We start from the raw sequence: 13,766 nt of genomic DNA on the forward strand, positions 1-13,766 counted from the left end.
TGAGGTGATGTTATTAATAATTGAACATTAAATTTCAACTATAGATCGAGGAGAGAATAAATATGCTGCCAGACAAATTAACATTATTATTCATTACAAAAACACAATTTCAACAAATGAAAGTGTTGAAAGAAATAAAAGATGGAGCAGTCTCAATAAAAAAACTGGAAGATGAAATGGATCTAACAAAAAGACAAGTAAGAAAAATCATTCAAAATTTGATGAATGAATATGAAGAAAGTGGTTTTTCTAAGAAATATCAGACATCCTTGATTTTAGATAAAGATAAATTGTTATGTATTCCTCAACTAACAGATACGGAATATCTAGAACTAATCAATATTTTCCAAGAAAGATATTTTGCAGAGTCCAACCTATATCAAACATTATTATATGTATTGGAAAAAAGAAAATTCAGTGTTTCAGATATCGCAAAATATTTAATCTATAGTGAGTCTCATGTATATAAACTTTTAGGAAAGTTGAAAGAATTGTTCCGATTATTAAAAATCGATTTAAGGTTGACGAAAATCAACGAAACGTTGATTGAGTTGACAGGTAGTGAATCTACTATACGCATGTTGCATTATTTAGGTATTGCTGTCATTTCAAAAGGTAACTATTGGTTATTCAAAACGATCACGCAAGAAGAAGTAAACGATTTACGATTGTCAATCAACTTTGACCATTACGAAAACCTATCTCCATTAGGGAAAAAGCGTATCAACTATCTATTAGCAGTTGGTCTTATATCATTGAAAAATGGTTACCAAATCGATGATCTACCTCTAGAACTCGTGGAATTAGGGGTAACAATCTATAATGAGGAGATAGATGCTTGTTTAGATCAGCTAACTGTCAAAAAAGTGATGGATGCAGCGAACTCACGAAATGAATGTATTCACTTTGCATTTCTATCCAACTATTTTGCACAAGATTTGCATACGAAAGAAGAAAAAGAAAAACTTGGAAGAAAGTTGGCAGAGCTAAAGAAGAATTCGATTGTTAGCAGTTGCAAAAAACTACTCATGTGTATGATTGAGTACTTTCATATACCAGAAACTATTTTTTATCGATTGCTTTATTATTTAACCAATAAATTAGTTACCATCCATCACCTGGAATTATATAAATTTATGCCTATATATCATGATGCGCTACCCAAAAATAATTATGGAACCTACATTGAGCGTTGCATCGATAAAAGTTTGAAATCTTACCAAAATCAACATTCTTTTAATCATATTAAAAATAGTTTCGTACAAGTCGTCCTAGGAAGCTTAGCCTCTAACAGTCTTAAATCCGAACATAAAGTGTATGTAGAATTTTTCAACCTTCCAGAATCTAAAAATATAGTCGAAAACATCATTACCCACTATTACAATAGTAAAAGGATAAAAATTGTTGAGTCTTATCATCACGCTGATATTGTTATTTCTGATACACATGGATATGAAGACAAAGAATTATTTTATTTTAAACATATACTAGACAAAGAGTCGTGGACAAGATTGGGATCTTATTTTAATAAAATCATCGTAAATACGTATAAATTTTGAACAACTCCTATGATTGTTTTATCGTCTCTTGGTTTAATTGAACATCAAATGAATAATAGTTATATATTTCACAATATAAAATACTTATATATGAAGAAAAAAATAATTTTTTTCGTTAAATTGTGATTATTTGAACAAAATCTAGCACTCTATTTGTAATTAATTAATTGTGTTATAAAAATAGTGTAACAAAAAAATATTGGAAGGAAGGTATTGTATGAAAAAAAGAATATTGGGTAGTGTTGTAGTTGTTTTAAGTCTAGGCGGAATACTTTTTGGCGCAACAAAGGATGTTTCTGCACATGGTTATGTGAGAGAGCCAATTAGTCGAGGATACCAAGGTGCATTAGATGCTCGCACAAACTGGACAGCCGCTTTCCAGAAGTATGGGGCAGTCATCAATGAACCACAATCATTAGAAGCGTTGAAAGGCTTCCCGGCAGCAGGTCCTGCAGACGGACGAATTGCCTCTGCGAATGGTGCATTGGGTTTCCAGTTAGATCAACAAACATCCACGTTATGGACAAAGCAAGATATCAATACCGGTCCAAATAATTTTACTTGGCATTTCACTGCAAATCATAGCACTGCTAAATATCATTACTACATGACAAAAAATGGCTGGGATCAAAACAAACCGTTAGCACGTCAGGATCTAGAGCTATTGTCTGAAATCGATGGTGGCGGACAATCTTCTGCGAATATCAGTGCGACACATACGGTCAATATTCCAGAAGATCGGATGGGTTATCACGTTATTTTAGCTATTTGGGATATTGGCGATACCGCAAATGCTTTTTATAATGTGATCGATGCGAATATCAAAAATAACGGTGCTATACCAGTAGTTCCAAATAAACCAACAAATGTCAGAGCGGTGAATACAACAAAAAATTCTATCTCGCTTTCTTGGGATGCGCAAGCAACAGTTGAAAAATATAATGTATACCGTGATGGACAACTGATAGCTACAACCTCTTCAAATAATTATCAAGATGACAAATTAACAGCAAACACAAAATATAAGTATGAAATTGAAGCAGTTTCATTTTCAGGGATAAGCTCTGAAAAGAGTGATGCGCTTTATGTGACAACTTTAGCAGATAACGAAGTGGAAGTACCAACAACACCAGGAAACTTACATTCAATGGGTGAAACAGATGACTCTATTTCATTGATGTGGAACCCATCTAGTCATTCTGCCGGTATAAAAACATATGAAATTTACAGAGATGGTCAATTAGTTGGCGAAACTACGAAAACAACGTATCTAGATTCAGGATTGAATCCTGGTACTCAGTATACGTATACGATCAGAGCAGTGAGTAATGATTCGATTCGCTCAGAAGCAAGTAATCGATTGGTGATTTCAACTAAAACCAATGAAATCACACCGCCGGGTGAATATCGACAATTTGAGTTGGGAAGTTTAACTAACCCCGTACTATACACAAAAGATGAAATCATCTTTCATAATGGGAAACTATATACGACATTAGTTACTCACTTTAATTATGGAGATCCATCGTGGGCACCAGATAGCGCGATTACTTTGTTTAGAGTTAAATAACTTTTAAAAGTTTTTTGGGTTTTATCATGCTCAGGGATATTCCTTGAAATTAAATGTTGTAAGATTTATGGATAATTAAAGAAGCGTATATTGAGTAGATAAATATATCAATATACCATTATTAATTACGCCTTAAAGAGGCTATACAATCTGTATAGCCTCTTTTTTAGTGTTATCTCTAGAATGATAAAAACTATAAAAAGACTCTTAAAAGTCTTGATATTCATCGGAATTTTTTTTCGCTATGTCAGGAAATAAGATACCTCGAAATGAAAAAATATATTGTTTATAGTGAAGTTGTTATGTGAAAGGGGGAAGGTAAGTGGAAGAGATTCTTGAACGATTAATATCTAATGAGTACAAAAAACGTGTTGTATTTATTCTGAATACTTTAGAGAGAAGAAAAAATGTGACCGTTCAGTACCTTGCAAAAAGTCTTAAAGTAACTAGAAGAACGATTACCAATGATTTAAAAACGATTCAAGATGAATTTTCCGACACAATTGAAATCTTGACTTCCTATAAGGGAGTCAGCATGTATGTATTGAATCATTTTAAGTTATTTGAGAAAAAAAAGTCATATTATATGAATGAAGATTTAGTAAAAGTAACGACAAGTATTCTTAAAGGCGAATTAAAGCCTGTGATTGATTGGAGTTGGGAATTGAACTATTGCGAGAAGACGGTGGCACAGAAAATGCGAAAGCTAAAAAAATTCTGTTATCAATATGGTTTAAATCTAAAGCTTTCTCCAGTTGAATTTATAGGAAAAGAAATTAAAATCAGAAAATTATTCATCGATCTTTATATTAAATCAGCTTATCTAGAAATTGAAGATTATTGTCCCTATAAAAATGAAATGGAAGAAATAGCAAAAATTGTTCAAACTTTATGTTCAGATGTTTCCCAATCACTTACCAAAAAAATACTTGCTTTAACTTTTATACGATTTGGAAAAGATAAATTATGGATGCATTCACGACTGTTACATTGGTTTAGAAACAATCCCTTAGTAAATCAATTATTCAATGAATTTATTCAATTAGATTGTTTCAAGACTTATTCTAAAGAAGTCATTTTCGAAGAATGTTGTTTTATTGCTTGTATGATCCACTTACATGAATGTCATTACACAGAAATAGAAAAGCACAATAAAGGATTTGCTGAATATTTTGGTTTTTCTGAAACAGTTAAACATTTGGTTTCAGATTTGAAGAGTGTTCTCGGTAATCGAATCCAAGTCGATAACGAGCAACTGTATTCAATCGTCAACTGCTTTTTATTTCAAGAAAAAATCAAACAAGATCTTGAAATAGATTTTTCATATAACGATGAAGAATCGGCAATGCTGATTGACTCCATCAATCGCCGTCTATATAAAGAAATGAATACAGCGATAAAAAGAAACAAAAATATTCAGAAGAATTTTCTACAAGAAAGATGTGACGCATCATTTACTTCTGACTTATTGCTTTTTTTATATACGAATAAGGCATGTGAAGTGTTAAGTACGGTTGTTGTCGCACTGAAAAGAGGTTTTTTAGCAGATTTTGCTTTAAATGAAGTAATTGAAAGATATTTACACACAAGAGCAAGCATCTTGTACCAGGAACAACTGGAAACAATCGAAAGTCCACTTGAGGCAGATATCTTAGTGACAAATATTCTGCCATTTCCGTATCAAGTTGGTGATAAGACAAAGATGTTTTATCTACCAGAAAAAGCAGATATCGACCGAACGATGGACGTCGTTTCAGATTTGCTTGTCACGGATTTTAGATAATAAAAAAGATAGCTTTATGTCGCTTAGGAGGGAAAGTTGAAAAGTTCAAAAACATGGGTTTACAAATTACTTTTACTATTTTTATTTCTTGTATTTGCGTATACGGCAAACCGGACCATCCTACTCTACGGAAATTTCCGACAACAGACCGAAGATATCGCACAAGTCCTTGTTCGTACAATCGACCAATTTGGACTTGAGATCAGTCGTTTTGAATTTCATTTTAGCTATAATTTAGCAAGTATTCTCGGGACAGGCACGATCGTAGGGGGGATTGCTCTAGGTATCTTGTATCACTCTGGTATGCCGAAACATACAGAGTATGAATATGGAAGTGCCAGATGGGGCAACAAAAAAGATATTAAGCCGTTGATGGATAAAAAAAAAGACAACAATATCATTCTCACAAAAAGTGAATCGCTATCTATGTCTGGACGCATGAAGATTACTAAATCCAATAACTTTAATCGGAATAAGAATGTCATCGTAGTGGGAGGAGCTGGATCAGGTAAAACAAGATTCTATGTAAAACCTAATTTGATGCAACTGCATTCTTCCTATGTCGTCAGTGATTCGAAAGGACTCTTGCTAAGCGAAACAGCAACGATGTTTAAAGAGGCCGGATATGAAATCAAGGTTTTTGACTTGATCACACGGGAAAATACGGACTTTTATAACCCGTTTACTTATATCCGTTCCGAAGATGATATTTTAAAGGTCGTCAACAATTTGATCAAAAACACTTCAGATCCAGAAAAAAAGGGTGGCGATGATTTTTGGGAGAAAGCTGAGACAGCCTTATTAATGGCTACGTTTAGTTACCTTTTGCAAGAAGTCGACGAGGAGGACCAAACATTGACGAATGTCGTTGAAATGGTTCGTTTAGCAAACTGTCCAGAAGATGTTCCAGATTACGTCTCACCTCTGGATGTGATTTTCAATGAACTTGAAGAAAAAGATCCTGCCAACTTTGCAGTCGCACAATACAAGATTTTTAAGTTAGCAGGGGATCGCACCGCAAAAAGTATCTTAGTCAGCTTAGGCGTCAGATTATCGCCATTTGATATTCCGAATATCAAAAAAATCGTAAGTAAAGATACATTAGCACTAGACACTGTTGGTGACAAGAAAACAATTATCTATATTCTATTATCAGATACAGATACGAGTTTCAATTTCTTAGCAAGCATGCTATACCAACAATTATTCGATAGTTTAGTTTATAAAGCAGATAATGTATATAAAGGCCGGCTTCCGCATCACGTACGATGTGTTTTGGATGAATTTGCTAATATTGGCCAAATACCAGACTTTGAAAAAGTGATTTCAGTGATTCGAAGTCGAGAGATATCGGTAAATGTAATCTTACAAAATATCAGTCAGCTCAAAAATTTATATAAAGAAACTTGGGAGACAATTATCGGGACCAGTGACGTGTTTCTATATTTAGGTGGAATGGAGTTAAGCACACATGAGTATATCTCCAAATTACTAGGAAAGAAAACGATCCAACATAAGAATATCAGTATCACCAAAGGTAGTAATGGAAATTTCAGCGAGAACTATCAAAAAATGGGTCGGAATTTATTGGATGTAGATGAAGTGGCGAATCTAAGTGGAACACAAGCGATTTTAAAGATTCGTGGAATAGTTCCATTTATATCAGAAAAATACGATATAACTAAACATAAAAATTATAAAAAACTTGGAGATGTGACTCCAAAGAATTGGTATGAACGAAATCAATCACCGAAAAATGAAGAGGAGAATGGATTGAAATGAACAACAATCAACAATTACTACAAGATGTATTTAATCTGATTTCAAGATTTACAATGGTTGGCGGAGGATTATGGATTATTTGGGGAACAGTTATTCTAGCCGGAGCATTAAAAGATAAAAATGGCCCGCAACTACAACAAGGGATTTGGCAAGTCGTTGGTGGCGCATTGATCTTAGTAGCTGCAGTGTGGTTTGTGACCGCATTTGATGTTGCTTCACTTTTGAGATAGGCAAAAAGATACAGATCAAAATATATTTAGAAAGAAGGTTCATCCGTGCGCGCAGCAATAATGATGCTTTTCACTCGAATGATGGAGTATTTAAATGGAGACAATATTGCAGAGACCTTAAGTCGTGGATTACAAGATTACATGGCCTCTGCCTATAAAGTAGCAGTAGAAATCCAACAAACGATTATTGCTCCAGTCGCATTTTCCATTTTGGCAATATTTATCTTATTTGAATTTCAAAAAATTTCTTTAAAAGTAGAAAATGCAGGTGGTGCACCTACTTTAGGATTTGAAATGATCATGAAAGCATTCGTAAAATTTATTATTTGCTATATCGTCATTTTAAGAATCCAAGTTATTCTTGATGCCATTGTTGCATTAGGATCAATGTTAGCTGGGCAAATAATGGCCTACAGCCAAAACGATCTTTTAGATTCTTATTACAATGTAGTCGATTCGGTCGTAAGTAGTCTTTCATGGTGGGAAGTAATGGTCGTATTGATGATTTTTGTTGTTCTATTTTTAGTTTCTTTAGTTGTAGGAGTTTTCATCAATGTCATCGTCTATCTAAGATTTTTTGAATTATATATCTTTAGTGCGATTGCTCCTATTTCAATGGCAGCTCTACCTAGTCAAGAATTTTCTTCTATGGCTAAGGGGTTCTTCAAAAATTTTGCCGCATCCTCATTACATGCTGTAATGATTGCATTAGTATTGACCATCTATCCCTTGATTTTTGTAAATTTCCTCGAATCCCATAGAAGAGGGATGTGGTCGCTTATTTTTGGTTTAACGATCTATATGATCGCTTTGTTGTTTGCGATAAATAAAACAAAAGGGTGGGCAAAAATGATTGTATCCGCCTCATAGAAAGGAGGAAGCTATGGCAATTGAAGTGAAAGTCCATAAAGATGTACGGGAATATAAAGAACGAATCGTTGCAGGCATGAGTGTGCGACAATTAGGTTTTTTATCTATCGCGATGTTGACTAACATTGTGATCAGTATTGTGTTTGTTCGCTTTTTTGGTTATTCCATGGATGTGATCAGTTGGCTGATGATTCTTGTTTCAATGCCAATCGTCGCATTCGGTTGGCTAAAAAAAGAGGGACTTCCTTTTGAACGTTATTTAAAATATTTTTTTATTTACCATCTTGATCAAGGAGTAGTTGTGTATGAAGAATCTGATACGTCCCAACTTGATGAAGGTCAACTTCAGACAGAAAAAGAATAAAAAAAACAGGCAAGAGGAAAAGAAATCTTTTTTGCTTTTTGAAAAAATCTATGACAATGGCATTTGTCTAATTGACGAAAATGAATACTCGCTAACGATCAACATCGAAGATATCAGTTATCAACTTTGTTCAGAGGAACAACGCATGCAGATATTCATTAAATATTGTGAATTTCTAAATTCTTTAGACGCTTCCATTGATTATAAGGTTACGTTAGTAAAAAAGAAAAAAACAGTTGAAGAATTGGATCATGTCCTTTTTAAAGAAAAAAATGAGCGATATGATGATAAATACCGCCAGGAAATGAATGATTATTTAAAGACGAAAATCAATGAAAAAAAGAATGCTTTTGCGAAAAGGATTTTTTTAACATTCACACAGAAACATGAGAATCAAGCATTCGCGGAAAGAGAACTATTTTTGATTGCCGATCAAGTAGAATTATTCGCTAGAAAGATCGGTTCTACGATCCATATTTTGAATGGTGAGGAACGCAAAGAGTTGATTGGTCAAGTTATTAAAAATGAAAATAACGAATTACTTCCAAAGCGAATCGACTTTAAAGCGGATAAACAGTTGATCAAGATCGAAAACAAGTTGAATCAAACACTCTATTTGAGCGGATATCCTGCTGAACTTTCAGATGAATGTTTAACAGGTCTAATGGAGATTGATGAAGAAATCACGTTGACTGTCAGTTGTCGACCAATACCGATCGCAAATAGCTTCGATCTAGTAAAGACTAAAATGGCCTATATGGATCAGCAAAAAGTGGATGAGCAACGAAAAGCGTTGAATAGTGGTTATGATTACGAGATGCTTCCATACGATCTATCCTATTCACTTGACGAAGCAAAAGAGCTATTGGATTCGTTACAAAGCAAAAGTCAAAAACTATTTGAAGTAACCGTCTTGATCAATTTTTATGCAGAGGACCAAGGAAAGTTAAAAAAAATCGCAAGTAAAATCAAGTCAGTAGGTCGGAGATTTGGCTGTACGATCATTGAAATAGCTTATTTGCAGAAATTAGCCTTAAACACGGCTTTACCAATAGGGAAAAACCATATTCCATTAAATCGTTTATTAGCAACATCGGCAGTTTCCGCATTGATGCCATTTTCGGTTTCTGAAATGCTCCATGAGAATGGAAATTATTATGGAATCAATTCTGTGACAAAAAATCTGACGATTCTTGACCGCAAGAAACTAATGGCTCCAAATGGATTTGTCTTAGGAACACCAGGATCTGGTAAGAGTTTTTCTGTAAAACGAGAGATTGTCAATGTTTTGCTAAGAAACCCCAAAGATGAGGTGATCGTCATTGATCCAGAGTCAGAATATCTTCATATTTGCAATGAATTTGATGGTCAGATGGTTCGATTGGCGGGGAATTCAACCACCTGTATCAATCCCATGGATATCAATAGTAACTATGGCGATGACTCAAACCCGATTGCTCTAAAAACCCAATTTTTGATTTCACTATGCGAGTTGATCACAGGCGGTATCTTAGGGCTGTCTTCGCAACAAAAGACGATTATCGACCGAGTATGCCGTAACATTTACCACGAACCTAAACAAGTACCCACATTGAAAGAATTTTATATGGCGCTAAATGAACAGCCCGAAGAAGATGCAAAGCAATTGGCGATTGAATTGGAGCTTTATACAGAAGGTAGTCTAGCACTATTTTCGAAACAGACGAATGTTGATTTGAATAAACGTTTGATTATTTTTGATATCAAAGATCTAGGAAAACAGCTAAAACCGTTTGGAATGTTAGTTGTCTTAGATCAAATTTGGAATCGTATCACGCTAAATCGAGAATCAGGGATCCGTACATGGTTATATATCGATGAATTACAGCTACTGTTTACAAATGAATATTCCGAAAATTATTTCTTTGAATTGTGGAGTAGAGCAAGAAAATGGGGGGCTATACCAACAGGAATCACGCAAAATGTCGAGACATTATTACTATCTGATCTAGCCAGAAGAATGCTTTCTAATAGTGACTTTGTTGTTATGTTCAATCAAGCAAAATCGGACCGTTCAGAGTTGACTCGTTTATTCGATATATCGGAAGAACAGGAAAAGTATGTATTAAATGGGAGTGAAGGGACTGGATTGATGGTGTTTGGCGACACGATCATCCCATTTGAAGACAGACTTCCGAAAGAGACGAATCTCTATCAAATCATGACGACTAAACCTGGTGAAGAGGTAAAGACAAAGCAAGATTATGAATGAGACATATGAGGGGAATAAACAAGAAAACAACAAGCAGCAAGAGTTGTTATCGATTAAATTGAAACATGTCAGCACGAAAGAACAAGAAAAGAAAGCACTAAAAAAACGAATCCGTCTAAAAAAACATCAACAAAATTTAGCTAGAAAAAAAAGTAATAACTTACAGCTGAAAAATAGAAATATCATTGACTTCAAACAACACATGGTGAATAGCCAGGTAAGAAAAGCACCATTAGGTAAGGGCGCAACAAACAAATATTCAAAGAAAATTAGTCACTTTAAAAAGCGCCAGCTTATCACAAGAAAAAATCAGCTAAACAAAGTAAATCGAAACGAAAAACATAGTACAACTAGAGAAAAAGCATATTTCATAAAGAATAAACATAGATCTCCTAAAGAAATCGATCATGCGCTTCTTGGAATAAAAAAAAGGCAAATTTTCCCTAATAATAGTGGAACGAGTCGACGAAATAAGCTCTCTTCGGAAACAATCAATAAACAAAAACTAGAATCAAAAAAATTCTACCATAAGAAACAAGAAAAACTAGATAACAATGGCCTCAATCTAGCTGGAATAAAAAATACACTTACAGCAAATAAACAAACCAGAGCAAAGAAGCTTGAAGAAAAACTATTTGGTATCAAAGACAAACTTGAGCATAAACATCAGGTGTTGAGTAACTCTAAAAAAATCAAGCGATTAAAAAAGAAGACAAAGATTCCATCGAAAAAAAAGTTCAAACCTAATTTTAAAAAAAATCTAGCACAAACAGCAATCGATACAGTTGGCAGAAATAAAGATGGTGAATTAAATATACTTGGTGTTCTTTTAGTCTTGTTTATTATTCTAAAGTTGATTCTGATGTTGCTATCCGTCAAAGTAATGATGATTTTGGCGGTTGTCATCGTAGTGGTAGTTGTAATCGTCGCTATCTTTAATTTTATTGCCAGTATATTTACGATAAAAACAGAAGATATGGCTCTGGCAGAGGCATACGAGCATGTCACGTTTTTAGATGCTAGGAAGAATAAAGAAGTTCAACAAGTTTTTGAAGATTTTTCTGAAGATTCTGAAATTGAAGAGGTTTATTTCGTTGTAAATGGTGTAGCAAGACCAGATAATAATTTTTTGTATAGTTCTGATGCAGATACGTATCTTTACTATTTGAATGCAAAATATGAAAACTATGATATCGATCAACGAATTTCAGCAGACAGTAATCTTTTTGGTGCAACAAGAGTTCGTGGAGAATTAGAAGGCATCCATAGATATACCTTTAGTTACACGACAGAAATCGAAACAAGAGAAGTTCCGATCATTTATCCTGAAGAACCAGAAGAAGACGATGGAACCGAGGAAGAGCCAGAAGAACCAGAAGAAGGCGATGGAACCGAGGAAGAGCCAGAAGAACCAGAAGAAGGCGATGGAACCGAGGAAGAGCCAGAAGAACCAGAAGAAGGCGATGGAACCGAGGAAGAGCCAGAAGAACCAGAAGAAGGTGATGGAACCGAGGAAGAGCCAGATGAATCAGAAGAAGATGATGGAACCGAGGAAGAGCCAGATGAATCAGAAGAAAATGGCGGAACCGAGGAAGAGCCAGAAGAATCGGAAGAAGATGACGGAATCGAAGAAGTACCAGAAGGAGAAAGTGGGAACGAGGTAGAATCAGAGGAATCAGAAGTAGATGATGGAACACTGGAAGAAACAAACAATCCAGAAGAAGAAATCGAAGAATCAGAGAATGAAGAGGAAGTCTTAATAGATGAGCCGCAAACAAATAGAGACCCAAGTGAGGAACAGCCAGTTGATCCGCCGATTGAAGAAGATCGGCCAACTCATCGAACAATCAAAGTGGCATTGATCAATATTGAAATCAAGACAATCAGTCAGTTTATTGATGAAAACTCAGATACTCTCTCAGAAGAAGAACTAGATAAGTTTGGACCGATACAGGAATTAGATCGGTTTGAAAATAAAGTGTTTTTACAAAGTCCTTTTGGTATGAGTCAAGATGCAATCGTTGTTGAAAAATATGGCTATCGTGGATTAAATGAAAGAAATAAACACAATTATATTGAATTACTAGCTGAAGCTGGTACACCAGTTTATGGACTTGACAATTCTGGCTCAGGAAGAGTTCATGCAGTTGGGAATAATTCTGTCACTATCAATACTTCCTTAAATAAAAGAGTTGTTTTATCTCCATTAAAAAATATCAAAGTGAGAAATAGAGATTGGGTCGATGCCGATACACTGATAGGAGAAACGACTGGGAATTTGAGGGTTGAAGTCATTGAACGTCGAACCCTTCGGCCAAATCGCAATATTTATCCGTCTGCTTATATTTTTGATTTGATATTTCAATATCCGTCTGAGATAGATGGATTTACAAATAATTCGTCAAGATCAATTTCAGGAAGTCTTAAAAACCCAGGACAAATGATTTTACAATGGGAACATCTTGTTCGAGAAGCCTGTGAAAAATACGGTATTCCAGAATATGTCAATATGATCTTGGCAATCATCCGAGTAGAGTCTGGTGGTGATGCAGAAAGATTTCCAGATATTATGCAAGCCAGTGAATCGCAAGGTATGCCACCAAATACGATCGATGATCCAGTAACTTCTATTGATCGAGGAACTCATTATTTTGCTCAATTATTGAACAAAGCCAGAACATTGCATTTGGATGATCGTGCGGCTCTTCAAGCGTATAACTATGGAGAAGGCTTTTTAGATTGGTTAGCTAATACGAATAAACAATATAATCTACTTCATGCAGAGTTATATGCTAGAGAGAAAAGTAACAGACAGACTGTGCGTTACACACATCCAGTAGCGATTGCTCATGGATTTTCCTGGCGATATGCCTATGGAAATATGTTCTATGTACCTATTGTTACTAATTATCTCTGGCTTGAAAATTCAAGATTTCTTGAGACAGCGATCAACGAGATTGGTACTTTTCATGGAGAGAAGTATTGGAGATGGTACGGTTTTGAAGGACGGGTTGAATGGTGTGCGATTTTTGTGAGCTGGGTAGCAGATCAAGTCGGTTACCTGAACCAAGAAAAAATAATAAAATCAGCAAATTGTTTAGAGATGATCAACTGGTTAACGGAAAAAGGAAACTATAGGAAAACTTCAGAGAGTTACCATCCGCAACCAGGTGATTTGATTTTCTTTGACTGGAATGGAGGTGGTACAGGGAAAGATCATGTAGGAATCGTGGAATTTACAGACGGAAATATCATACAAACCGTCGAGGGGAATACTTCCAATAAAGTAGCCAGAAGAACCTATTTCCTCAATGATCCAAGCATTTCGGGTTATGGTATTCTCCAATAAAAAAGAAA

The 13,766-nt window shown here is 34.9% G+C and carries 9 protein-coding genes; all 9 read left to right on the forward strand.

What is annotated here, in order from left to right:
* Nucleotides 1-62: 62 nt before the first annotated feature.
* The 9 genes from DOK79_RS12630 (at nt 63) to DOK79_RS12670 (ending at nt 13,758) form a co-directional block, all read left to right on the forward strand.
* Nucleotides 63-1,559: a helix-turn-helix domain-containing protein gene (locus tag DOK79_RS12630; protein ID WP_206859294.1), complete on the forward strand. Its 1,497-nt coding sequence runs from the start codon at nt 63-65 to the stop codon at nt 1,557-1,559.
* A 217-nt stretch (nt 1,560-1,776) separates the two neighbouring features.
* Entirely contained in the window at nt 1,777-3,129 is a 1,353-nt protein-coding gene (locus tag DOK79_RS12635; RefSeq protein ID WP_206859296.1) for a lytic polysaccharide monooxygenase, read from the forward strand.
* A gap of 322 nt (nt 3,130-3,451) precedes the next feature.
* Nucleotides 3,452-4,912, forward strand: a complete 1,461-nt coding sequence (locus DOK79_RS12640; protein WP_206859298.1) for an HTH domain-containing protein — start codon at nt 3,452-3,454, stop codon at nt 4,910-4,912.
* A gap of 36 nt (nt 4,913-4,948) precedes the next feature.
* Complete coding sequence (locus DOK79_RS12645) at nt 4,949-6,694, forward strand: VirD4-like conjugal transfer protein, CD1115 family (protein ID WP_242543356.1); 1,746 nt, start codon at nt 4,949-4,951, stop codon at nt 6,692-6,694.
* Nucleotides 6,691-6,924, forward strand: coding sequence for a hypothetical protein (locus tag DOK79_RS12650; RefSeq protein ID WP_206859300.1), 234 nt, complete (start codon nt 6,691-6,693; stop codon nt 6,922-6,924). The genes DOK79_RS12645 and DOK79_RS12650 overlap by 4 nt, the downstream gene beginning before the upstream one ends.
* A 45-nt stretch (nt 6,925-6,969) precedes the next feature.
* Nucleotides 6,970-7,794 carry a type IV secretion system protein gene (locus DOK79_RS12655; protein ID WP_206859303.1) on the forward strand — a complete coding sequence of 275 codons (825 nt, stop codon included), beginning with the start codon at nt 6,970-6,972 and terminating at the stop codon, nt 7,792-7,794.
* A gap of 13 nt (nt 7,795-7,807) precedes the next feature.
* Nucleotides 7,808-8,158: a PrgI family protein gene (locus tag DOK79_RS12660; RefSeq protein WP_206859305.1), complete on the forward strand. Its 351-nt coding sequence runs from the start codon at nt 7,808-7,810 to the stop codon at nt 8,156-8,158.
* The gene (locus DOK79_RS12665; protein ID WP_206859307.1) at nt 8,100-10,409 is read left to right on the forward strand and encodes a VirB4-like conjugal transfer ATPase, CD1110 family; all 2,310 of its coding nucleotides are present in this window, start codon (nt 8,100-8,102) and stop codon (nt 10,407-10,409) included. Before DOK79_RS12660 ends, DOK79_RS12665 begins: the two co-directional genes overlap by 59 nt.
* Nucleotides 10,402-13,758: a lysozyme family protein gene (locus DOK79_RS12670; RefSeq protein ID WP_339092257.1), complete on the forward strand. Its 3,357-nt coding sequence runs from the start codon at nt 10,402-10,404 to the stop codon at nt 13,756-13,758. The genes DOK79_RS12665 and DOK79_RS12670 overlap by 8 nt, the downstream gene beginning before the upstream one ends.
* Nucleotides 13,759-13,766: the final 8 nt, after the last annotated feature.

The sequence above is a fragment of the Enterococcus sp. DIV1094 genome (genome assembly GCF_017316305.2).
In the GTDB taxonomy this organism is placed as follows: Bacteria; Bacillota; Bacilli; order Lactobacillales; family Enterococcaceae; genus Enterococcus_B; species Enterococcus_B mangumiae.